This window comes from bacterium (assembly GCA_024224155.1).
Lineage (GTDB): Bacteria > Acidobacteriota > Thermoanaerobaculia > Multivoradales > JAHEKO01 > CALZIK01.
The window spans coordinates 1-22,573 of the sequence record JAAENP010000505.1; the positions used below are offsets into that span (position 1 = coordinate 1).

The 22,573-nt window shown below is 62.7% G+C and carries 21 protein-coding genes; 12 read left to right on the plus strand and 9 right to left on the minus strand.

What is annotated here, in order from left to right; translation table 11 throughout:
- A partial coding sequence (locus GY769_23715; protein ID MCP4204927.1) for an NAD-dependent epimerase/dehydratase family protein occupies positions 1–678 on the plus strand: 678 nt, incomplete at its 5' end.
- A complete protein-coding gene (locus GY769_23720) occupies positions 678–1,334 on the plus strand; it encodes a sugar transferase (GenBank protein MCP4204928.1) in 657 nt (218 codons plus the stop codon). The genes GY769_23715 and GY769_23720, both read left to right, overlap by 1 nt.
- Positions 1,335–1,353: 19 nt before the next feature.
- Here the strand turns inward: GY769_23720 and GY769_23725 are convergent, their stop codons facing one another.
- From GY769_23725 to GY769_23735, 3 genes are all read right to left on the minus strand, one after another.
- A complete protein-coding gene (locus tag GY769_23725; protein ID MCP4204929.1) occupies positions 1,354–2,505 on the minus strand; it encodes a DegT/DnrJ/EryC1/StrS aminotransferase family protein in 1,152 nt (383 codons plus the stop codon).
- 244 nt (positions 2,506–2,749) lie between these two features.
- The gene (locus GY769_23730) at positions 2,750–3,997 is read right to left on the minus strand and encodes a glycosyltransferase family 4 protein (protein MCP4204930.1); all 1,248 of its coding nucleotides are present in this window, start codon (positions 3,995–3,997) and stop codon (positions 2,750–2,752) included.
- Positions 3,998–4,042: 45 nt separating this feature from the next.
- Entirely contained in the window at positions 4,043–5,299 is a 1,257-nt protein-coding gene (locus GY769_23735; GenBank protein ID MCP4204931.1) for a hypothetical protein, read from the minus strand.
- A 62-nt stretch (positions 5,300–5,361) separates the two neighbouring features.
- On the opposite strand from GY769_23735, the gene GY769_23740 reads away from it, so the two are divergent.
- The 6 genes from GY769_23740 to GY769_23765 all read left to right on the plus strand — a co-directional run bounded on the left by GY769_23740 (position 5,362) and on the right by GY769_23765 (position 10,447).
- Positions 5,362–6,201, plus strand: a complete 840-nt coding sequence (locus tag GY769_23740) for a sulfotransferase (protein MCP4204932.1) — start codon at positions 5,362–5,364, stop codon at positions 6,199–6,201.
- A 61-nt stretch (positions 6,202–6,262) separates the two neighbouring features.
- On the plus strand, positions 6,263–7,093 hold the full coding sequence (locus GY769_23745; GenBank protein ID MCP4204933.1) for a class I SAM-dependent methyltransferase: 831 nt from the start codon (positions 6,263–6,265) through the stop codon (positions 7,091–7,093).
- Between the two features lie 16 nt (positions 7,094–7,109).
- Positions 7,110–7,913 carry a WbqC family protein gene (locus tag GY769_23750; GenBank protein MCP4204934.1) on the plus strand — a complete coding sequence of 268 codons (804 nt, stop codon included), beginning with the start codon at positions 7,110–7,112 and terminating at the stop codon, positions 7,911–7,913.
- Positions 7,913–9,106 (plus strand): sulfotransferase, encoded by a 1,194-nt coding sequence (locus GY769_23755; protein MCP4204935.1) that lies wholly within the window; start codon positions 7,913–7,915, stop codon positions 9,104–9,106. The genes GY769_23750 and GY769_23755 overlap by 1 nt, the downstream gene beginning before the upstream one ends.
- Before the next feature lie 215 nt (positions 9,107–9,321).
- A complete protein-coding gene (locus GY769_23760; protein MCP4204936.1) occupies positions 9,322–10,308 on the plus strand; it encodes an SGNH/GDSL hydrolase family protein in 987 nt (328 codons plus the stop codon).
- Positions 10,286–10,447, plus strand: coding sequence for a hypothetical protein (locus GY769_23765; GenBank protein MCP4204937.1), 162 nt, complete (start codon positions 10,286–10,288; stop codon positions 10,445–10,447). The genes GY769_23760 and GY769_23765 overlap by 23 nt, the downstream gene beginning before the upstream one ends.
- Before the next feature lie 4 nt (positions 10,448–10,451).
- Here GY769_23765 and GY769_23770 read toward each other — a convergent pair whose 3' ends face one another.
- From GY769_23770 to GY769_23780, 3 genes are all read right to left on the minus strand, one after another.
- Entirely contained in the window at positions 10,452–11,546 is a 1,095-nt protein-coding gene (locus GY769_23770) for a hypothetical protein (protein ID MCP4204938.1), read from the minus strand.
- Between the two features lie 99 nt (positions 11,547–11,645).
- On the minus strand, positions 11,646–12,653 hold the full coding sequence (locus tag GY769_23775) for a glycosyltransferase family 2 protein (GenBank protein ID MCP4204939.1): 1,008 nt from the start codon (positions 12,651–12,653) through the stop codon (positions 11,646–11,648).
- Positions 12,650–13,687 carry a sulfotransferase gene (locus tag GY769_23780; GenBank protein MCP4204940.1) on the minus strand — a complete coding sequence of 346 codons (1,038 nt, stop codon included), beginning with the start codon at positions 13,685–13,687 and terminating at the stop codon, positions 12,650–12,652. The genes GY769_23775 and GY769_23780 overlap by 4 nt, the downstream gene beginning before the upstream one ends.
- A gap of 191 nt (positions 13,688–13,878) precedes the next feature.
- Here GY769_23780 and rffA point away from each other — a divergent pair, with 191 nt between their 5' ends.
- Genes rffA through GY769_23795 form a run of 3 tightly spaced genes read left to right on the plus strand, consistent with a single transcriptional unit; the run spans position 13,879 to position 18,096 of the window.
- Complete coding sequence (gene rffA / locus GY769_23785; protein ID MCP4204941.1) at positions 13,879–15,003, plus strand: dTDP-4-amino-4,6-dideoxygalactose transaminase; 1,125 nt, start codon at positions 13,879–13,881, stop codon at positions 15,001–15,003.
- An 8-nt stretch (positions 15,004–15,011) separates the two neighbouring features.
- The gene (locus tag GY769_23790; protein ID MCP4204942.1) at positions 15,012–16,031 is read left to right on the plus strand and encodes a flippase-like domain-containing protein; all 1,020 of its coding nucleotides are present in this window, start codon (positions 15,012–15,014) and stop codon (positions 16,029–16,031) included.
- A gap of 7 nt (positions 16,032–16,038) precedes the next feature.
- Positions 16,039–18,096 carry a hypothetical protein gene (locus tag GY769_23795; protein MCP4204943.1) on the plus strand — a complete coding sequence of 686 codons (2,058 nt, stop codon included), beginning with the start codon at positions 16,039–16,041 and terminating at the stop codon, positions 18,094–18,096.
- Between the two features lie 24 nt (positions 18,097–18,120).
- On the opposite strand, the gene wecB is transcribed toward GY769_23795, so the two are convergent.
- Genes wecB through GY769_23810 form a run of 3 tightly spaced genes read right to left on the minus strand, consistent with a single transcriptional unit; the run spans position 18,121 to position 21,235 of the window.
- A complete protein-coding gene (gene wecB, locus GY769_23800; GenBank protein MCP4204944.1) occupies positions 18,121–19,260 on the minus strand; it encodes a UDP-N-acetylglucosamine 2-epimerase (non-hydrolyzing) in 1,140 nt (379 codons plus the stop codon).
- Between the two features lie 44 nt (positions 19,261–19,304).
- Positions 19,305–20,366, minus strand: coding sequence for a polysaccharide biosynthesis protein (locus GY769_23805; GenBank protein ID MCP4204945.1), 1,062 nt, complete (start codon positions 20,364–20,366; stop codon positions 19,305–19,307).
- Between the two features lie 11 nt (positions 20,367–20,377).
- On the minus strand, positions 20,378–21,235 hold the full coding sequence (locus tag GY769_23810; GenBank protein MCP4204946.1) for an SDR family oxidoreductase: 858 nt from the start codon (positions 21,233–21,235) through the stop codon (positions 20,378–20,380).
- 140 nt (positions 21,236–21,375) lie between these two features.
- Here GY769_23810 and GY769_23815 point away from each other — a divergent pair, with 140 nt between their 5' ends.
- Entirely contained in the window at positions 21,376–22,572 is a 1,197-nt protein-coding gene (locus GY769_23815; protein ID MCP4204947.1) for an undecaprenyl/decaprenyl-phosphate alpha-N-acetylglucosaminyl 1-phosphate transferase, read from the plus strand.
- Position 22,573 lies beyond the last annotated feature (1 nt).

A 22,573-nucleotide genomic window follows, 5' to 3' on the forward strand; every position in this document is an offset into this window, starting at 1 on the left:
ATCGACCACCCGATCCTGGACTCGCAGATCAATGCCATCGGAACACTCCAGGTGCTCGAGGCGGCGCGCAAAGCCGGCGTGCGCAAGCTCGTCTACACGTCTTCAGCAGGAATCTTCGGCGAGCTCATACAGATTCCCGTCGGCGAGGACCATCCGATCGCTCCCGAGTCACCTTATGGCGCCAGCAAGCTGGCGGGGGAGAAGCTCGCTCTGGCCTACGACTCGCTCTACGACCTCGAGGTCGTCGCTCTTCGGTATTTCAACGTCTACGGTCCCAACCAGCGCTTCGACGCCTACGGCAACGTCATACCGATCTTCGTCTTCCAGATGCTTCGGGGCGAGGTGGTCACGATCTTCGGTGACGGCGAGCAGACGCGCGACTTCATCCATGTTGCCGACGTGGTGCAGGCCAATCTCAAGGCCGGGGAATCCGACGGCGTCTCGGGAGCATTCAACCTCGGCTGCGGCAGCCGCATCACGATCAACCGCCTGGCCGAGCTCGTGGCCGAGCGGGTCCCGCAGCCCACCGAGGTCCGGTACGGGCCGCCGAGGCCAGGCGACGTCCTGCACAGCCTTGCCGACACGCGGGCCGCGGCCGCGGCCTTCGGCTTCGAGCCCCGGATCGAGATCGAAGACGGTCTCACCGAGTACGTGGCCTGGGCCAGGCAAGAGATCTGATGGCAAAGCGTCTTCTCGACGTAGCCCTCGCCGGCACGTTGCTCCTGCTGGCCTCTCCTTTTCTGCTCCTGATCATGGCGATTCTCGCCGTCACCGGTGAGCGGGAGGTCTTCTACCGGCAAAGCCGAATCGGCCGTTCAGGGCGACCCTTTCGCTTGCTCAAGTTCGTCACCATGGTGAAGGGCAGCTCCAAGATGGGCACCGGCACTCTTACGATCCCTAACGATCCGAGAGTGCTGCCGGTCGGCAAGTTCCTGCGCAAGACCAAGATCAACGAGCTGCCTCAGTTCTGGAATGTCCTCACGGGCGACATGAGCCTGGTCGGACCTCGTCCGCTAGCCAAACAGGACTTCGACTGCTACACCGAGGACATCCAGCGCGAGGTGGTCAAGGTGCGGCCCGGTCTAACCGGAGTCGGGTCGATCGTCTTCCGCGACGAGGAAGAGCGTCTGGCCGAAAGCGATCTGCCGCCGCTCGAGTGTTACCGCCGAGAGATCGCGCCGCGCAAAGGCGCGCTCGAAGCCTGGTACGTCGCGAATCAGAGCTTCTTTCTGGACCTCAAGATCCTCGCCCTGACGGCCCTGGTCGTGCTTGCTCCCGGAAGCATCGTGCACGAGACGATCCTGGACCTTCCTCGAACTCCCGCCGAGTCCTAGCTCGGGGCTTGAGAGCCCGCTACGCGAGTCCGGCCGCGCGATCGAAGAGCGCGCGCAGGACCGTGGCTCGCTCGCGAATCGTCTCGTCCGACAACGTGTGATGGACCTGGAGCATCAGCGACGTCTCGCCGAGCTCCCGAGCGCCGGGGAGTCTGTGCTCGGGCGCCAGCGGGCCGCCGGCGAACGCCTTTTCCCGGTAGATCTCCGGACAGGAACCGCTCAGACAGGGGACGCCGGCAGCGTTGGCCTCCTCGATCAGCCGCTCACGATCCCAGCCGGCCGCGAGCTTCTCGGGCCGCACGAAGAGGTAGAACTTGTAGAAGGCATGGCGCGCGTAGCCGGCCTCGAAGGGCGCTCGCACCAGCGGGTGGTCGGCCAGCGCGTCCTGAAGAGCGCGCGCGTGACGGCGCCTGGCTGCCACCCAGCCTTCCAGTTTGCCCAACTGGCAGCGGCCAATCGCAGCCTGAATCTCCGTCAGCCGAAAATTGGAGCCGAAGCTCTCGTGCAGCCATCGAAACCCGGGAGGATGCTCGCGCCCGAAGATCGCGTCGTGGCTCTTGCCGTGATCCTTGTAGTCCCAGGATCGGCGCCAGAGCCTCTCCCGGTTGGTAACCAGCATGCCGCCCTCGCCGCCCGTCGTGATGATCTTGTCCTGGCAGAAGGAAAAACAGCCGATATCGCCGAAGGAGCCGACCGGGCGACCTCGGTACAGAGCTCCGTGTGCCTGCGCGCAGTCCTCGATCAGGCGCAGCCCCTTCTCTCGGCACAGTTCCAGCAGAGGATTCAGGTCGCAAGGATGCCCCGCGAGGTGAACGCAGATGACCGCTCGAGCGCGATCCGTCAGAACCGCCCTCACGGTGTCCGCACTCAGATTCTGATTGTCGAGCTCGACATCGGCAAAGACCGGCCGTCCGCCCATCCGGACCACGGAGGAAGCGGTGGCGAAAAACGACCGCGCCGGCACGATCACTTCATCGCCCTCCTTCAAGCCGATGGCGTGCAGTGCCAGCTCGAGGGCGAGTGTGCCGTTGGCCAGGGCGATCGCGTGGCGGGAGCCGACGGCCTTCGCATACTCCTCCTCGAACAAGCGATTCTCGTCTCCGGTCCAGGAGTTTAGCTTCCCCGAGCGCAGAACGGCGTCGACCGCCGCGATCTCGTCCTCGGCGATCACTGGCCAGCCCTCACCGACTTCCGACCGGCCGTTCGGACCGGCCGAATGGCTATGGCCGGCGGCACCCGGGAGCTGGCTCGGGGTAACCGGTCGCTCGGCAACTGCCGACTCGGAGGAGGCCGCCCTCGGCCTTGGGGTCTGGATCTCGATCTCGTTCTTCACGGTGTCAGAAGGATAGGAGTTATGGAAAGGCAGACGTGGAAGCGGCCCTCCGCCGCCCGGCAAGACTACACCAGCACCGGTTCTATCCAACCCCCGGCTCAGGCGACGTGGACGTGGTCGTGCCCTCCAGATCGCGCAGGATCGTCACCCAGCGGTCGAGGGCCTGGTCCATCCCGAACAGCTCTTCCCCTATCCGGCGGATCTCCTCTCTACGCGCGCTCGTCAGCCCGGCGCGCTGCTCGAAGCAGTCGCGAATGGCGCCAGCCACGCCCTGGATATCACCCTGGGAGACTTGCACACCGAGCCTCCGCTCTCGCACCAGCGCAGCGAGGCGGCTTTCCTCTTCGACGATCGCCAGCACAGGGCATCCCGCCGCCAGGTACATCATCGTCTTGCTGGGAAAAGCGGTTCGATAGACGCCCGGAAGCAGGCAGACGATTCCGAGGCTGGCTCGCCGCATGGCCTCGAAGGCGATCTCGACAGGCTGATAGGGACAGAAGAAGACCGTCCGATCGACGAGTGCGCCCGCTTGCTCGATGAGTCTCTGCTTGGCCAGGCCCTCGCCCATGAACACGAAACGAATGCGCTCCTCTTCCTGGAGAAGGCGCGTCGCTTCAATAACCTGCTCGAGGCCCTGGAAATTGCCGATGTTTCCGGCGAACAGAACCGTGAACCGATCCGTTTCGTCCCGGTCCAGGGGTGGCGGCAGAGCACCCGCCGGCTCGCCGTAGGTGTCGAGCCGAAAGGTGTGGACGACCAGGATCTTCTCCTCCTCCACACCGCGCTCGACAAGGGTCTGCTTCATGTCCCGCGAAGGCACGACGATCAGGCGTGCCGCCCGGCAGGTCTTCGTGTCGCTTCGCATCAGGAGGCGATACGCCGCTCGGACCAAGCGGTGACCAGCGAGTGCAGAGGACTCCGGATGAAGATCCATGCAGTTGTAGATGAACGGCGTGCCCGTCAGCCGCCGGATGAGCCTCACGGTCAGCCCCATCAAGAACGCCGGATGAACGTTGACGATGATGAGATCGTAACGGCGCACGAGGACCGCGTGCACGATGCCACGCGAGAGAAAAAGCAGGAAGTTGATAACCCGAAGCACGAACAGCCTCTTGCGCTCGGGCAACAGGCGCAGTCGCAGGATGCGTACGCCGTTGAGGTCTTCGTGCCGCGGCTGGCCCGCTTGACGGATGTCGTTGTAGCTCGGCTGCGCCGTGTATACGGTGAAGCTGTGCTCCGCCTCGACTAACCGCTCGGCCAACGCCCGGAGAAGCCGGGCGTACGGTGTCGTGTCGGGCCAGTAGTGACGGTAGATGGAAAGGATCTTCACCGGATTCTCGGATCACGAAGTCCTGGCGCGACGGCCAGGGTGAGTTCAATGGAGGGTGTGGCTCCCAGATGCGGTGGAGCTCGATGCCGTCGTGCCCCACGCCGGGGCCGTCGAACCGGCCGCCGCTTCGAGCACTTCGTTGGTGAGCAGCTGGTCCCGGTGCTTTCCAAGAAACACCGCGATCCTCTCGGCCAGCCTCGGCGTCACGCCGAGGTCGGTGGGAAGATTGATTACGTGCTGAGCCGCCTTGACCGCGATGGGATATTCGGCCTCGTCGAACTGCCATGATTCGAGATTCCCCTGTACCGGGTGCAACGGGCTGATGAACCAGTCGTGAATCGGCAGCCGCTCCGCTTCCGCTTCGGCAAAGATGAAGTCTCGATCCTGGACCAGAATCGCGTACTTCGTGTACGTGTGCACGGCGTAGACCGGCTCGAAGGGACCCTTGATACCGAGCTTCTTCAGCTCCTCGTTGTAGAAACGGGCTGTTTCGATTCGATGCCGGATGTTGCGATCGATCCTCGTGATCTCCTTGAGCGCGCGTTTGGCCTGGACCTCGGAGTAGCCCTGGAGATAGCCGGCGGGCATTTCTGTCCCCGTCACCTCGCCGCCGGAAGATGACCCGAGGATCACGTTCTTGGCGGAAAGCAGCCGGTAGAGCTTCAGAGCCGACCAGTAGACCCCGGAGTAGCCGATCAGATCCTGGACCCTCAGCTGCGCGCCGAGCGCCAGGCGGTCCAACAGCGACGGTCGCTCGAGGCTCGCTTCGAAGTCGCTCATTCTGCGCGCCAGCTCGGAGTCGGTCGCGATGACCATGCCTCCCAAGCCCGTCGAGAACATCTTGTTCCACTGCGAGGAGTAGAAGGCCGCGTCCACGTTCTTGCCGTTGAGCACACCGTTGCAGGTGCCTCCAAAGCCGTGAGCACAGTCCTCGAGCACCTTCAAACCGTACTTGGCCGCCACGGCCTTGATCGATGCCACGTCGGAAGACAGGCCGTAGGTGTTCTGGGCCATGATGACCTTCGTCCGCTCCGTGATCCGGGCCTCGATCTTGCCCGGGTCGATGTTGTAGGTCCTGGGGTCGATATCGACGTAGATCGGGGTGGCGCCAAGATAGAGCACCGCGTTCGGAACGACCACGCACGTATACGCCGGCATGATGACCTCGTCCCCCGGCCCGACTCCGAGCGCCTGGAGCATGCCGTACAGGCCCACCCTTCCCTTCCAGGCCAGAGTTATCTCCTCAGTCGAGCAATCCAGATAGCTCGCCAGCTCTTTTTTCAGTCTTAGGATCGCGCTCATGCCGGACTCGGATTATGATCTCGGGGCGGTCTCTCGGAGAGCATACCAACGGCCGCCGAGCAATGAGCCAACCCATCATTCTGATCGGAGCCGCGCGTTCCGGAACCAAGATCCTGCGGGACACGATCGCCACTCATGAAGACGTCGGCAAGATCGGCTTCGACGTCAACTTCATCTGGAAACGGCACAACGAGAGTATCGCTCATGACGCTCTTGGTCCCGACCACGCGACGGACCGAGTCATCCGCTACGTCCGCGGCTACTTCGACAAGCAGGCGGGCGGCAGGAAGATGATCATCGAGAAGACCGTGGGCAACTCGCTGCGGGTGCCCTTCGTCAACAAGGTCTTTCCCGACGCCAGGTTCATCTATCTCTACCGAGACGGCCGCGACGTTGTCGAATCGGTCGACCGACAGTGGGGCACGGCGCCAGGTACCGGCTACCTCGTCAAGAAGCTCTTATCGGTCCCGTTTCTTGACGTCGTACCTTACCTTTTCGAGTACGCTGTCGATCTGGCGCGGATCCGGTTGGGTCTCAAAACGACGGCCGCCTACGTCTGGGGCGTCAAGTACCCCGGATTCGAAAGGGACCTCGAGTCCAGGAGCACGCTCGAGTTCTGCGCCGTGCAGTGGAACCAGTGTATCGACGCGATGCGGCGGGACTGGGACCTGGTCAAGGACCGGGGGCTCGTTGTCCGCTACGAAGAGCTCGTCTCGAATCCCTCGGAAGTGTTGACCGAAATTGGGCGATTTCTCAAACTGAACGATTCGTTGGACGGTTCGATGATCCGGAAGGGGACCGTCGGAACGGCGAAAGAAAAGCTGACGGTCGACGACTACGATCGTGTCGCGGCTCTCATTCGAGAGAATCTCGAGCAACTGGGCTACGCGACCGCGACCTAGCGCGAGATCATGAGTACCGCGAGAGCGCATCGGAGAGCGTCCCGGCTGGAGCGATAGCGGAGTGCTCGACCTGGCCAGCATCTCCAACCTCAGCGTGGACGAGCATGGAGTCTGGACCGCGGCGCATGCGGAGAGTCTCTTCTTTCCAAAGGACGGAAACCGGCGGCGTCAGGAGTTCGAGCCGGACTCTTTCTGGTACGCGCACCGCAACCGGGCGTTGGCCGGCGTCCTCGATCTCCTGCCGCCCGGGGGAACGCTCTTGGACGTGGGCGGCGGTAACGGCACCGTCAGCCTTTACCTCGAGAGTCGTGGATACGAAACCGTACTCCTGGAGCCCGAGCGCGAGGGAGCCCAGTTCGCGCTCGACCAGGGGCTGCCCATGGTTGCCTGCGCCACGCTCGAGGCTGCCGAGTTCCGGGAGAGCTCGTTCGCGGGCGCCGGCCTCTTCGATGTGCTCGAGCACGTCGAGGACGAGCGCGCGTTTCTCGAGCGGCTGGCGAGCATCCTGAAACCGGGTGGTCGCCTCTACCTCACCGTGCCGGCATTCCCCTCGCTCTGGTCGCAAGCAGACGAACGCTCAGGCCACTTCCGTCGCTATAGACTGAGGTACCTGCTGGCAGTAGTCCGCGCCTCCGGTTTGAGACCGCTTTTCTCGAGCTACTTCTTCGCTCCGCTCGTGGCCCCCGTCTGGCTGATGCGTAGCCTCCCCCACCGGATGGGGTGGCCAAGCCCGCAAGACCGTGATGGACGGCGTTATCACAGGAGGCGGCAAAGCAAGGCCGCACGAATGCTCGAACCGCTACTGAACCGCGAAATCAGAACACTTCGAAAGGGTGGCCGCGTGCCGTTTGGCACCAGCTGCCTGACCGTGGCCGAAAGGCCCATTGGATAGGCCGCCCGGGATCCCGATGCCTTCGACTCGTGCCAGGGAATCTCCTCGGACCACCATCGGTATTCTCCAGCCCTGCTATCTGCCGTGGCTCGGGTACTTCGAGCAGCTGGCCGTGGCGGACCGGTTCGTGCTGCTGGATGACGTCCAGTACACGAAACAAGATTGGCGAAACCGGAATCGGATCAAGACCACAGCCGGTTCGGAGTGGCTGACGGTCCCGGTGCGCCGCTGCCCCCTGGATACACCTCTAGGCGAGATCGAGGTCAACTACGACATGCGCTGGCAGCGCAAGCACCTTCTGACCATCGAGCAGAATTACCGCAAGGCGCCGTATTTCCAGCCACTCTTCGATGAAATGAGGCCGATTCTCGAAGCCGGCCTCCGGAAGCTCGTCGATCTGGACCGGCGCCTCATCGAAGTCCTCTGCAGTCATCTCGCCATCGACACTCCGATTTCCTGGGCGTCGCAGATTACACGGCACGCGGACCCCGAAGACACCAACGGGCGCCTCCTGGAGATCTGCCGGCAGCACGAGGCCACGGTCTTCTACGAGGGCGCCAGCGGAGCCTCCTATCTCGACGTGGGTAGATTCGAGCGCGCCGGCGTCGAGGTCGTCTTTCAGGACTACAGCCATCCCGAGTATCCCCAGCTCTACGGGGAGTTCCTCCCACACCAATCGGCGATCGACCTGGTCATGAACACGGGCCCGGAAGCGGCGCGGATCCTCCGCAGCTCGCCGGCGCCGCTCGGGACCGCTGCAAGCGCCGGCGATGGTCCCGGCACCGGGAACACCTGCCCAACAGGCTCCTCGCACGCCTGATGACCACGGGTCGCACCATGGGGCAGCCTCCCGCAAGCGACGTACGCGAGCTCTTTATCACCGGTATGCCTCGCTCGGGCACGACGCTCCTCGAGCGCGTCATGTGTCTTCACGACGACGTCCTCGTCTTCGGACAGCCCCTACCTCTCGTCTACGTGGAGCTCAAACGCCGATTCCTCCGAGAGTCGGACAAGTGCTCCCCGCTCGAGGAGAGGCTTCCGATCAATGACTCCTTCGCCAGCACCTATGTCGACCCGGCAGCGTTTGCCAGGTACCTGGAGGAACGCTCCATGGATTTCGACTGGTTGAGCGGCGTATTCAACAGCATGGCCGACTTCGACGGCTGGCGCACCCGTCCCAGCCAGGATGACGGTTCGCTCTGGGACTCCCTGAGCCGAGCCGCCACGCGAAATCTCTCCTCTTACCTCGGCTTTACCTTGCGCACTCTTGCCGGATCGGAGCGACCTAGGTACCTGGGCTGCAAGGAAGTTCGATGCGAAGAGTTCGTGCCGTATCTTCTCTCTACGAATCGTAAGGTACTCCTCATGATTCGGGAGCCGCGCGATGTCGTGGTCTCGATGAATCGTGGTCGCGGTCGCGAGTTCACGGGTCCTCCCCGTCCTCTGCTCTTCGACCTGCGTCAGTGGCGGAAATGCTGCGCATTCGCCCTGGCGTACGAGCATGATCCGAATCTCCTGATCGTTCGCTACGAAGACCTGGTTTCCGAGCCGGTCGCTCAAGCGCAACGCATCTCGGACTTCCTGGGGCTCGAGGCATTTAGGCGGGCCAGCCTCGAAAGTGAGCTTCGCTCCCCCGACGGCGAGCCATGGGATGCTAATTCCTCGCACTGGGCCGCCTCCGTCATCTCCGACCGTTCCGTCGGATCCTACGAGTCGTTGCTGGGGCGAGAGGAAGCACGCTTCGCTGAGGCTCTCTGTCTGCCCGAACTCAAGGCATTCGGCTATCGGACCACCCTGACCGACGCCGTAGAGATCGAAGAGGCACTAGCCGAGTTCCACGAGATCGGCCCCCTCGAGCGGCCGGAGCTGGCCTTCTATCGCTGGAGCACCGATCGGCTCGACGAAGAACGCCGGCGCTGGAATCTGCTGCGCCGGGGATCGTTCGAGCCGGGGTTCTTCCTCTTCGAGCGCTCCTTCAAGCGGTTGCGTCGCTGTGTCGACATGGCCTCCTAGACCAGATCCCCTGCCACTGGTTCTGCTATACGCCCCAATGTCCCGATGGCTTGCCGTCGTCGGCTCCGCGGCGCCGCGGAAGGCGCCGGGACGGCCGCGAGGTACGCTATAGTATTGCGCTCCATGGACCGCAAGCCACGACCTTGCTGATCGATTCCGGCCCGGTCGTGCCACGACAAGAACCGAGAGCGACGCGCACCTGAAGCGCCACACCAATGGCTTTCCCCGAACTGATTCGGCGCCTCGGTGTTGCCGTCATCGCGTTGCTCGTGAGCCTGCTGATCACCGAAGTCGCGGTCAGGATCCACGGTCGATCCAACACGTTCTACGACCTCGAGATGTCCCGGTACGCTCTGGAGGTGAAGGAATCCTCGACGAACCCTAGCATCGGGCACGTCCATCGCGCTGGAGCCCGGGCGCGACTGATGGATGTGCAGGTCGAGATCAACTCGGACGGGTTTCGCGATCACGACTATTCGATCGAAAAGCCCCCGGGAACGAGGCGCTTGGTCTTCCTGGGTGATTCCTTGACATTTGGCTGGGGAGTGGAATCCGACCAGACTTTCGAGGCGCGCCTGGAGCGAATCCTCAACGACGAGAGTCCGACGGAGGTGCTCAACTTCGGCACCGGGAACTACAACACCGAGCAGTCCGTCCACCTCTTCTTCGAGAAAGGTCTCAGATACCAGCCGGACGGCGTAGTGGTCTTCTACTTCATCAACGATGCTGAAGAGACCCCGGCAAGGTCCAAGTGGATGGGCCTCGGCCACAGCAGGGCCGTGACCTTCTTCTGGTCGCGAATCCAGGCTGCGCTCAGCAACCTGGGATGGAAGCGCTCCTTCCAGGACACCTATTCGAGCCTGTACGGTGATGACAGCCCCGGCTGGGTCAAGGCGAAGCAGGCGTTTGACGAACTGAGCTCCGTTTGCGACCGCAACGGTATCGATCTCAAGGTGGTTATACTGCCCGAGCTGCATCAGCTGGTCGACTACCCCTTTGCCGCAGAGCATGAGTTGCTGCATACCTTCCTGGATCAACAGGGGATCGAATACCTCGACCTGGTTCCGTTCTTCGCCAACGAGAGCAACCCGCGTCGGTTCTGGGTCGCACCCGATGACGCCCATCCAAACACGCTAGGCCACGAGCGGATCGCCGTCTCCACGGCGCCTTTCCTCACCGATGAGCAACCGACCGCTGACTAGAAGGCCGCAAAGGTCGAACTTCAGGAAGGCCCTGCGCCTGTTCCTGATCTGCGTCGCAGTCTACGCGCTCGTTGTCTTGATGTTGATGCTGCTGTCGGCAGGCTCCGAGGAGCTGCCGTTTACCTACCAGATCTTCTAGAGTCTCAACGCCTCGTCAGCAGATCCCGCACGACGATGGCCTCTCGAATCTGGTCGGCGATGAGGCCGTGGGCCACGGCATTGGGGTGGCCATCGCTCTCATGGAGAACGAGCGACCCTTCCGGCAACGTCTCGAGCAGGGGCCTCACCGACTGAGCGATGTCCTCGAAGACTACACCCCCGTTGTCCCGCAACGCCCCCAGCAGAGCTTCGGGAGGCGATGCAACGGGCTTCTCGAGCACCGGAATGTGGACCACGAGAAGTGTTGCCCCGATCAAGCGGGCCTCGCGATCCAACTCCCCGATCAAGTAGCTCAGTGCAGCCGCCGAGTCACCCTCGCTCCTCCGGGCCGCCACCCGCCGCTCGATCCACGCCTTCTTCCATCTTCCGAGAAAGAACTTGGGTGCAATTGCAGCGCGCTTGAGAGGCGAGCCACTGTTAAACGCCTCGAGATACTTCTCTCGCTTGGCTTCGAGGCCAGCGGTTTCGGTGCCCGGAACGTGCACAATCGGCACGCCGGTTTCAAGGTCGAGGAAGGGAACCTTCATGCAGAACGGGAAGTGCGACGGAGCGCAAGGCGCCAGATTCCGCCTCAGGTCGGCAAAAGTGAATCCGTAGATGACTACCGATGGCCTCAGATCCGCATTACGCCGCAGGATCTGCAAAGACTGCAAGGTGCTGTACCCGGCCTTGGCGAAGTTGGCGACATCCACACCCATGCTCGCGCCGAGCACCGAAGTGAAGGTCTGTTCGTTCTCAACACCGTGGCCCCAAGCGAAGGATCCGCCCAGCGTCATGAGACTCACACTCGGCGGAGACTCGAGACCGGCACCATCTACCCGCGCACTCCGAGTATCGGTAAACACCGTGTATCTGACGCCCGTGGCTTGGTGTGAACGATGCGTCGTGGCCGAGGGCGCGGAGACGTAGCCGATCTCCGGATCGCCGATGCTCATCGGATCGCCGGTGGCGTCCATTGCCAACTCGAAGCGAACAAGCTGCCGCACGGCCACGAGGACCAGCAAACCGACAGCAAGCAGCCCGACGAGCAGAACCAGTCTAAGCGCGGTCTGTCGTCGCGAGAGAGCTTCGAGCCACACGGCCGGGAATGCTATCAGCAGGCTCAGTCGAATCGGAGCAAGGCCGCGCTCGCACGAGAACATGCGGCCACAAACGGAGCGCGCTCTGCCAACAGACGGTCAGTTGGACCTGCCTACACCAGAATCATCAGTCGAGCCGCCAAAAACAGCCGGCAATGGACCGGTCCCCTCGCCGGTACCGACAACACGCCGCGCAAAGTAGGCGGGCTTGCGGCTGGTGCCTTCCAGAATCCTCAGTAGATACTCCCCGATCAGCCCCAGCGCGATCAGGATCAGCCCTCCAAAGACCAGATTGATGACCACCAGCGACGACCACCCGGGTTGAATCGGCTGACCGGCTAGCTTGCGGAACAAAATGACGACGGCGAAACCGAGCCCGCTCGATCCGACGATCAGTCCGACCGCGCCCAGCAGTCGCAAGAGCAGCGACGAATTGCTGATGACCAGATTCGAGAACTGCTTGACGCGTCGCGTCCACGAATAGCGGCTGCGGCCGTGCCGACTCACTGCATGAGTAACGGGAACCGACACGAAATCGTCGGTCACATGAGCCATGAGCGCGGGCAGGAACGGATACGACGTCCGCATGGTCAGCATTCCGGCCGCCACCTCGGACCGGAACAGTTTGAGGGGAGACATCCTGCACGGAAGGCGCAGGATCGCCCGGTCGAACTGGCTCTTGAGCCAGCTTGCCGCCCGCGACCCGAGGCTCGTCGCCCGGTTCCGGAAGTGGGCAACCACCACGTCATGGTCTTCATGCTCGACCAGCAGCGGTATGTCTTCGGGCCGTTGCTGCAGATCGTCGTCGATCGTCACGATCCACTGCCCGCGCGCGTGGCCCAAGCCGCACAGCACGGCACCCGGCTTGCCGTAGTTGCGCATGAGTTGGATCGAGCCTACGGTCACGTGCTGCCGGGCCAACCGTTCGCAGGTCTCCCAGGTCTCCGGTGAATCCGATCCGTCGTCCACGAGCAGAATCTCATAGCTTGCTTCGAGCGTCTCTTCGAAAACGACTCTCAGGCGTTTGACGAGCTCGACGAGAGTTCTGTCGCTCTTGTAGACCGGAACCACGACCGAGTACTTGGGCCTTGTGGGCTCAGCCGTCACGACAGCCTCCGGGAAAGCACGCGATCGATCGCGCGGAGCCTGCGCTCTCGGATCTCGTCCTCGTCCTCGGAAGGAGCCTCATACCTTCCGAAGGTAAGCCGCGGCCTGAGCTCTGCGAGCCGCGCCTGCACTTCGGAGGGCTCGGCTCGCTCTTTGACGAGATCGCACTCGTATCCGAATGTGGTCATCAGGTCGTAGCAAGCGAGCTCGACGAACCTGAGATCGTGCTCGGACAGGACGCGTTTGTACTTCCCAGCGTTATCCATCATCACCGGACGGCGAAGATTGGACCAGGCGTCGATTCTCTGCGAGTTCTCCTTGGTGCGCGGATGGCGATGAAAGAGAAGCATCTCCTCGTCGAAGTCGAGTCCCATGAGGCCGGTCAGCTCTCGCAGAGCGCTCTCGGTGTCTCCAATCAGATCTTCGTAGCGAACCAGCGCCACCCGTCCAGTCCCTCGTAGCTGGTGCAGGAGATCCCGGGCCGCGGTCTGGTCCCTCAGCCAGATCGATATCGCTTCCTCCACACCACCGGGGGCGCTCTTGGTGCTGATTCTCGAGCTGGCGACGTCCCGCGGATCGCGAACCTGCACCACGAAGCGACACTCGGGGAAGTTCTCGAGAAGGAACGGAGCGAAGGAATAGGTGTAGTTCTCCTTGACGAAGACCCACTCGGCCCCGTCAGATTCGGCCTCCTCCTCGTACATGGCCCGTAACAGCGCGGTCACGGTTCTCGAATCCACCCGCCGGGCAAGCTCATCGCCCGAGAGTCGCGTGACCCAGGAGCCGAGCTTGGCATCGAAGTTCTCGACCAGGTCGTCGATCAGAGTCCGCCAATTCTCATCGCGCGACAGGTCACCGTAGTTGCCTCGATTGGTGGCAAAGAGCCGGAACAGATGAGTCGGCGACGGTCCGGACACCGAAGGGTGACTGTTCATCAAACTCGTCACCAAATTGCTTCCCGAACGCTCCGAGCTGACAAGGAAACAGAACTGCTTCATCGAGTCGGCCAGTGCGTTCAGTCCCAGAGATTCCACTCGCCGCAAGGATCCGCGATGTCCTCGAAGCGGCTGTCCACTATACTGACGAACAGGCCCGAAGACCGCTACCGGAGAGTCTTTACCTCGGCGATACTATCCCAGCGCGGCCAGCCCCTCGTGGCCTTACCTCAAGCGCGCGCCCCTCACCTGAATTGACCAGAACAAACGAGCCGCCAGAGCTGCTCCCGATTCCCTTCAACCGGCCGGCAGTGACCGGTTCCGAGCAGGCCTATCTCGAGGAGGTCTTCCGGCGCGGCAAGTTCGCCGGGGGCGGCTCATTCAATGAGCGCTGCGATACCTGGCTCGCCAAGCACCTCGGAGCGCCGTCGGTCCTGACCACGACCTCCTGCTCGCACGCGCTGGAGATGGCGGCGTTGATGTGCCGCCTGGAGCCCGGCGACGAGGTCATCTTGCCGTCCTTCGCCTTCCCCACGACCGCAAGCGCTTTCGTGAGGTGTGGTGCCTCTCTCGTCTTTGTCGACGTCGAGCCGGGGACCATGAACATCAACCCGGCCGAGGTCGCCGGAGCCATCACGCCGAAGACCCGGGTGATCGTCGCGCTGCACTATGCCGGAGTCGCTGCTCGCATGCATGAGCTCGATGAGTTGGCCGAACGCAACGGGCTGACTCTCGTCGAAGACGCCGCGCAGGCAATCTTCTCCAAGTATCGAGGCGGTCTCTGCGGCACCTTCGGCGCCTTCGGCTGTCTCAGCTTCCATGAAACCAAGAACCTGCAGTGCGGCGAAGGCGGTGCACTCGTCGTCAACAATCCCGGCGATGTCGACGACGCCGAGATCATCTTGGAAAAGGGGACCGATCGCCGTAAGTTCAGACGAAACGAGATCAGCAAGTACAAGTGGTGCGAGATCGGCTCGTCCTACGTCCCGGGAGAGTTGAGCAGCGCGTTCCTTCTCTCCCAACTCGAGAACGGTCATGAGATCATCCGTGACCGACTCGAGAGCTGGAACGCCTATCGCGAATCGCTCAGGCCGCTGTCGGACGCGGGAGTCATCGAGATCGCCGATATCCCCACAGACTGTGAGCACAACGGACATATCTTCTGGATCAAGACGCGCGACGAGGACGAGCGCACCGCGTTGATCGATTTTCTGAACGGTCGATCGATCAAGAGCGTCTTTCACTACGTACCGCTCCATAGCTCCCCGGCTGGGTTGAAGTATGGTCGATTCAGCGGTAAAGACGCGGTGACAACGCGGGACGCGCGCCGGCTGCTTCGCCTGCCGCTCTTCTATCGATTCTCCGAGGTCGCCAGGGTCGCCGACGCGATCGAGGATTTCTACCGAGGCGTCTAGGCTTTCAATTGAAACCGGAGCGAGGAGAGCAACCGGCACACGCAGGGCGTTCGCGCATTCTGTTCGCGGCCCGGCTAACCGTCACGCTGATCCTGGTCGTCCTTCTGGTGCACCGCATCGACTGGGACGTCCTCCGAGACGCCGGCCGCGATCTCAGCTGGCGCTTCGTGTCGCTGGCTCTGGCGAGCTACGTGGTGAACGCCGTGCTGGACGTGACACGGCTCAAGACGGCCCTGGTCGCCTACCGCCTCCGGGCCGGGAAGCTCTGGTCGCTGTACCTGGCGGGAGTGTTCTTCGGCAACCTTCTGCCAGGACAGCTTGGAGCCGACCTCTACCGAGCGGCCGTACTCCGGCCCCGAGGGCCCGGGAGCATACACGCCATGTCTCTCGTTCTCCTGGTCAGAGTGTACGGCGTCGCCGCTCTGGCCGTAGGTGCGGCGGCTGCGCTGTTGGCCGAACCAACAGCGCTGACCATCTCCATGTCGCCGCAGGGCGGCTGGTGGCTGCGATCACTTCTGGTCGCGGCAATTGCCGTTACTGTGATGCTGGCCTTTCTTCTGTCGCTGCCTTCCGCGCGAACAGGAGTACTCGCGCCGTTGCTTGAACGTGTGCGGACGGTTCTCGGCTCTATTCGCAGCGCTCTCGCGACTGTAAAACTCCGCGGCGCGGTGGTGTTGTTCGCCTTGTCGATGATCATCGTTGCGATGCGGGTAGTGATCCTAATGCTTCTGCTGACGGCGGTCGGGGCCCGAGTCTCGGGCGGACAGGCTCTTCTTGTGGTGTGCTGCACCAGCTTGATCACGCTTCTACCCATCAGCATCGCCGGAATCGGAGTGAGGGAAGGCACCATGGTCGCGCTGCTGCATCGCTTCAGCGTAGCTTTCGAAGATGCCTTTCTGATCGCCATCGTGTGGAGAGTCTTCATTCTCCTGCTCTCACTGGCCGGAGCCGCGACGCTCGCCGCCGGATCGAGACGGAAAGCGGCCGCCTCGATGCCTGCGACGGGCGAGTTCACGGGAAAGGAATAGGCGCAACGTGGCACCCGGCCTCAGAAACACGCTCTTCGCCCTGGGCCTGATCGCGCTGGCACTGCTGCTTTGGGCCGGAATCTATGAAAGCTGGTCCGCCAGCCACGATCTGGGATTCTCCTGGCGCGCGGTCCTGTTCGTCCTCTTGTTCTTGTCGGGCGTGCTGTCATGGGGCGTCGTTCCCGTCCTGGTTGCTCCCGCCGCACGGGAGGTGTGGAACGTTCCGGTCACCCTGTTGGTAGGAACCTCTTTGGTCGGCGTCTGGCTCCTGGCGCTCAGCTTTCTGTTGCCCATCACACCCCTGACCGCTCTTGTGGCGCTGTGTGCCGTCGGAGGGGCGCTGGTCTGGCTGTCGGCCCGCCGAGGAGCGTTTGGCCGGCTTCGAGCTGCGCACGGAGTCTCACCGGAGTGCCTCATCGCGGTGGTAGTGGGACTCCTCGCGGCCACCCTCTGGTCATGGGGACACCTTCAAGCCTTCGTGGAGACCGGAGGCGATGTTGCCTATGGGCCCTTTACCGACTCCCTCGGAAACGCCCGCATCGTCGCCCTCTTCGGAACCGACCAGCTGCCGCAGGTCCTCGGCCACCCCGATCTCGCCGGCGTCCCCCCCGGCTTCTACCACTACGGCACATACGCGGTGGCGGGTGCCTTCTCCGCGATCACCGAGTCTCCAGCGCTGACCGCCATCGACGCGTTCGCCATGCCGTGGGGTGTTCTCATGCTCGCCCTCGCGGCCTTCGCCCTGGGAGACTACTGGTGGGGTCCCCGTGGCGGCCTGGCAGCCTTGGCCGGCGCGGTTCTCCTGCCGGATGCGTCCTATTACGGTTTCAAGAACACCTTCCTCAGCTACCACTGGCTGATGCAAACGAGCCCGTCGCTGTCGTGGGGACTGGCGATCGGCGCGTGCTCGGTGCTCGTGGCCGACAGGGCCTGCCGCCGAGCGGATCTCCGCATGCTCTCCATTGCTGCGCTGCTCGCGCTCATCGCTCTCCTGTTCAAGGCGCAGCTGGCCGCTCTACTCGTCCCGTCCCTCCTGCTCTGGGTCGTGTTTTCGTTCTCCGGCCTGAGAACGCGCGTTCGCCTTGCCTGGTTGGGTATGGGGGCGGGAGCATTCGTGCTCCTAGCCGGAGCGGCGAGTCAACTGAGACGCGCTCCAAGGACCGGGCTCAGTCAAGACTGGGCCTTTGGCTACCTGAGCTTTCTCACCACCACGGTGGACGGCGAGGTCCGGCGCGAGTTGTGGCAACAGATTCTCGCTTCCGAGTGGCTCGTCCCGAGAATCGGCATGATTGTCGTCGCGTGTTTCGGCATTCTGCCGCTCATCTATCTGACGGCGCTGGTGGTGCAACGGCGCAGGAGAGAGCTCAAGCCGAGCGACCTCTTTCCGCTGACTCTCTTCTCGGGCTATCTACTGATCGTCTTCGGCCTGGCAGAGAACACCAATGGACCCGGCCGCTTCGAGCTTCATCATCGGCCTTTCGTCCTGGTCTACTTCTATGTAGCGGTCTGGTGTATCGGCTGGCTTGGCGTCCAGCTCACCGAACGGCGCTCTTCGCCCCGGAGCCGATACCTCCGAACCCTCGGGATGTATGCCGTCGTGCCCCTGCTCGCTTTCCCTCTTCTGCTCGGGGCACAGGTTCAAGGTCAGCGGCTGCCGTTCTCGAACTACTACATGTACACGCCCTTGCCGCGTGCCTTCCTGACCTGCGTGGACTACATCCGCTCGGCATCCAGTCGCACGGACGTCGTGCAGATCTCGACCACGGACCCCAAAGGCGTCTTCGGCGCCTTGAGCGAACGAACCGCATACTTGGCGAGGCCGAAGATCAAAGCGCGGCAGTTCGAGAGCGCCTCGGTGGCCAGTAGTCGCGCCAAGGATCTCGCGAATCTGGCAGCAACCCACGAGCTGGTCGCGTTTCAGGCTCAGATCGCGCGCCTTCCGATCCGATGGTTCATGCTGGTGCCGCGTCACCAGCCCGGATGGCCGCCCGAAGTGCTCGCCAACCCCACCCGCGAGTGCGACGGCTACCGGGTCTACGACTTCGATACGTGGCGCGCACCGTAGGTGCGCGCGCGCCTTCGAAAAGCTTCAGACCGGCTCTCGCCAGACGTTCGCTCTCACGTAGTCAACATAGCTGAGAACGATCCGCACGACTTTCGCCGAGACGCTGTCCGGCTTGTAGTCATCGACCACTCCGAATCGCCGCTCGGCGCGGGAATGGTGCGCGGTGACGATGTCGATGGCCTGGAGCACCCGTTCGCTTCCGAGTCCCGACATTACCAACGTCGCCTCGTCCATCCCCTCGGGACGTTCGTGCGCATCGCGCAGCGTCACCGCCGGCAGGTTCAGAATCGACGCCTCCTCGGTGAGCGAACCGCTGTCGCTCAGCACGCAGAACGCCTCCGTCTGAAGCTTGACGTAGTCCAGAAAACCGAGCGCCTTGAGGAACCGGATCTCCGGACGAGGGGTCATCCCCTCGAGTGACTCCAGCCGCTTGCGCGTGCGCGGGTGCGTCGAGAAGACGATCGGCTTGCCATACGCCTCGACGATGGCATTGAGTGTCTCGAGGAGACGTCGAAGCCGCGACGGCTCGTCGACGTTCTCTTCCCGATGTGCGCTCGCGATCAGAAAGCCGTCACGCTCGAGCTCGAGCTGCTTCAGGATGTCCGAGCCGTCGATCTTGTCGCGATAGTACGTGAGCACCTCGCTCATCGGCGAGCCGGTCTTGATGACGCGGTCGGGCGCGAGTCCCTCCGCCAGGAGATAGCGCCGGGCATGCTCGGTATAGGTCAAATTGACGTCGCTCAGATGATCGATCAGCCGGCGGTTGATCTCTTCCGGCACCCTCTCGTCGAACGAGCGATTCCCGGCTTCCATGTGGAAGATCGGGATCTTGCGACGCTTGGCAGAGTAGGCGGCCAGACAGCTGTTGGTGTCGCCCAGAACCAGCATCGCCTCGGGCTCCTCCGCCCCGAGCACCTGGTCGGAGGCCTCGATCACCCGCCCGACGGTCGCCGCCGCGGTCTCGCCCGCCGCTTCCAGAAACCGATCGGGCTTGCGAATCTCGAGCTGCTCGAAGAAGACGCCGTTGAGCTCGTAGTCGTAGTTCTGTCCCGTGTGAACGAGAACGTGATCCGTCCGGCGGTCGAGCTCGGCGATCACCCGCGAGAGCTTGATCAACTCCGGCCGCGTCCCGACAAACGTGGCTACCTTCAAGCGGCTGGTCATGACCTCGAATGCTCAATCGGCGCGCGCTTGCACGGCGCCATGGCCTAGCTCAGAACCTTCTCGCTTTCGACCGTGACCTGGTCCGGAAGTAGCCCGTGCCGATCGAGGAGCTCGACCGTGCCGTCGAGATCCAGAAGGTCGTCGTTGGAGCTGTACTCCCGCTCCAGTGCCAGATCGGGCTCCTCGTCTCCGCGCAGCTCCGGCAGCAGCGGCAAAATCACGTAGTAGTCGCCCCGACGCACGACGTGGTGACACTCCTCCTCCGAAACCAGCACCTCGGCTAGCTTCTCGCCCGGCCGAACGCCGATGAGCTTGGTCTCGATGCTCCGTGATCCGATCATCGCCCTGGCGATGTCGGTCACCCGGGCCGCCCTCACGATCGGTATGTAGGTCTCGCCCGACCGCGCCTCCCTAACCGCCTGAAACACGACGTTCACGGCGTCGTCGAGACTCAGAAGGAACCGGGTCATGTTCGGGCTGGTCAGGGTTACCGGGCCACCCGCCCGAATCTGCTCATCGAACAACGGCACCACCGAGCCCCGCGAAGACAGAACGTTGCCGTAGCGCACACACACGAAACGCGTCGACGGGATCAGGATATTGGCGGCCAGAAGGATCCGCTCTTGAATGGCCTTGGTCATGCCCATGACGTTCACCGGCTTGCATGCCTTGTCGGTGCTGATGCCGATGACGGTCTCCACCGGGTAGCCGTTCTCACGAATGGCGCGGACGATGTTCTCCGGCCCCTGGCAGTTTGTGGCCACGGCCTGGCCCGGAAAGTACTCGCATGTCGGAACCTGCTTGAGGGCCGCGGCGTTGGCCACGATGTCGACGTCGCGAATCGCCGAGCAGACGTCCGCGTAGCTGCGGACGTCGCCGATCCGGAACTCGAGGACCTGCTCGAAGTTGTGGTAGATCACCTCATCGGTGGTGACCTTACGGTTCATGTAGTCCACCCGCATCGCGTGCTGTTTGGCCTCGTCGCGCGACATGACGATGATCTTGCGCGGCGTGCCGAGCTCGCCGGTCAACATCCGCCGCACGAGCACCTGCCCCAGAGAGCCGGTCCCTCCGGTCACCAATATCGCTTTACCATCGAGAATCACGTCTGCTTCTCCTACTGCTTCCACCTTTGGTATGGAGTCGGATCCTCATACATGCGCGAGATCATCTCCCGCCAACTCGGAGCCACGAAGCCTGTCGCCTCGGCGAACGAGTCCATGATCAAGCTGCGATCGCTGATTGGCTCTTCCGCTCGGCGGATATCGATATCGAGATCGTAGATTTCCCGAACCAGCATCAAGAGATCATACTTGCTGATCGGTTCACTCGCCACCTGGTGAACACCGGTCAATCCCGGATCCCGATCCACGATCCGCCTGATCACTCCGGCCAGCTCGAGCGACGTCAGGCCCGAGTAGATAACTCTCGCAAACCCGCTGACAGCTCCGCCCTGCTGAGCCAGAAACCACTCGATCAAGCCGTGAGTGTTTGCCTTGAGCTCGCGACCGATAAAGGACGTTCGCAGGGTCACGGCGTGGGTTTCGGCCGGCAGCGTTTCTCCGAGCGCCTTGCTGCGCCCGTAGAAGTCACGCGCGTTCGGCAGGTCGGATTCCGTGTACGCCCCTCGTTGGCCGTCGAACACGCAGTCCGTGCTGATGTGAATCAAGCGGGCCCCGATATCGGCACAAAGCCGTCCGAGGCGGTGCGGTAGCAGCGAGTTGACCGCCACTCCCAGAACGGGGTCGTCCGCCTCCTCCAGTTGCTTCACCAGGCCGACACAGTTGACGACAAACTCGGGCCGGACCTCTCGAAGCACGCCGGCCAGATGTTCTTCTTCCAGGACGTCCACACCACCGACGAGCGAGACGCCGGTCAACACTTGCGAATACTCTTCGTAGTCGACCACCGGCTTCCTGACCAGCCCCACGACCTCGTGCCCAGCCAGGACCTGACACAGTTTGTGCCCCAACATCCCTCCCGCGCCGACGACCGTTACCCTGCTCACCAAAGAATCCTGACTAGAATCCGCTAGCTTAGGGCTTTGCCGCCTTGATGTCGACGCTCGTGGTCGCTTTTTCCTGTCACCGGTGGCTATCGTAATAGAATCCCGTCATGGATTGGTTGCGTGCGGCGGTGCCGGCCCTCCTGGCGGGGGTATTTACCTTGGCGCTGACTCCCCTGGCTGTGAGACTGGCCGTTCATTTCAGAGCCGTTGACCCGCCGGGCGGCCGCAAGCGTCATGCTCAGCCAATGCCCCGCCTCGGAGGCATTGCCATAGCTGGTGGAATTGTTTTTTCCTTGGGACTCAGTCTGGCGTTTCTCTCCGAGGATCGTTTCGGCGGCCTGTCGGCTCAGGAGATGATCTGGTTCGGAATCGCCGCGCTCATCATTTTCGCCCTGGGTCTGACGGATGATCTCGTGCCCCTTGGGCCGTTTACCAAGCTCTTTTTTCAGCTCGTCGCGGCTTCGATCGTCGTTGCAATCGGCTGGCAGTTCACGGTGCTGCGATTGCCGTGGGAGGCGCGCTTTTCGGTCGAGGCTCTCGCCCCGGTTCTGTCGGTACTTTGGATTGTGGGCGTAACCAATGCGATCAACCTCATCGATGGTCTTGACGGCCTGGCCGCCGGAATCGTTGCGATTATCTCGGCAAGCTTGCTGATCCTGGCCATTCTCCAAGGCCAGCCAGAGATCGTCATTGCCGCGAGCTGCACGGTGGGTGCATGTGTCGCGTTTCTGCGACACAACTGGCGGCCAGCGAAAATCTATATGGGTGATTCGGGTTCCCTCACTCTGGGCTTTATCCTCGCGGCGATGACCCTGAGGAGTTCCGCAAAGGCGTCCGCTACCGTGGCCATCCTGGTGCCGATCCTGGCACTCGGGTTGCCCGTCATCGATAGCCTCCTTGTGATGTGGTACCGATTCTTGCGCGGCCATCCAACAATGGGTCGAATTGCCGGTCTATTCCACGGCGATCGCAAGCACTTGCACCATCTGCTTCTCGAAACACGGGTCGAACGAAACCGCGTCATGCTTACCCTCTACGGCTTGGTGCTCCTTTTCTGCTTGATGGCACTCGCTGTCGCCACCAGCGGCAACCTTCGGCTAGGGATCGCTTTCTTGGTCATCGAGTTCTCGGCCGTCCTGTTCATCCGTAAGGCCGGCCTCACCGCGGAGGCTCGACGCCTCGCCGACAGGCGCCTCGCGCAGTTGGACGCGAACGCGACCGGCGAGATTCCCATCCTGGACAGTGCAGACCCACAGTCCCCGGCCAGGTCCAATCTCAAGGCGAAAGAACTAGCCACCAAGTAGC

Coding starts and splice junctions, on each gene's coding strand:
- GY769_23720 (MCP4204928.1), top strand. CDS start 678: ATGGCAAAGCGTCTTCTCGACGTAGCCCTCGCCGGCACGTTGCTCCTG.
- GY769_23735 (MCP4204931.1), bottom strand. CDS start 5,299: ATGAGCGCGATCCTAAGACTGAAAAAAGAGCTGGCGAGCTATCTGGAT.
- GY769_23740 (MCP4204932.1), top strand. CDS start 5,362: ATGAGCCAACCCATCATTCTGATCGGAGCCGCGCGTTCCGGAACCAAG.
- GY769_23750 (MCP4204934.1), top strand. CDS start 7,110: ATGCCTTCGACTCGTGCCAGGGAATCTCCTCGGACCACCATCGGTATT.
- GY769_23755 (MCP4204935.1), top strand. CDS start 7,913: ATGACCACGGGTCGCACCATGGGGCAGCCTCCCGCAAGCGACGTACGC.
- GY769_23760 (MCP4204936.1), top strand. CDS start 9,322: ATGGCTTTCCCCGAACTGATTCGGCGCCTCGGTGTTGCCGTCATCGCG.
- GY769_23765 (MCP4204937.1), top strand. CDS start 10,286: ATGAGCAACCGACCGCTGACTAGAAGGCCGCAAAGGTCGAACTTCAGG.
- wecB (MCP4204944.1), bottom strand. CDS start 19,260: ATGACCAGCCGCTTGAAGGTAGCCACGTTTGTCGGGACGCGGCCGGAG.
- GY769_23810 (MCP4204946.1), bottom strand. CDS start 21,235: ATGTTGGGGCACAAACTGTGTCAGGTCCTGGCTGGGCACGAGGTCGTG.
- GY769_23815 (MCP4204947.1), top strand. CDS start 21,376: ATGGATTGGTTGCGTGCGGCGGTGCCGGCCCTCCTGGCGGGGGTATTT.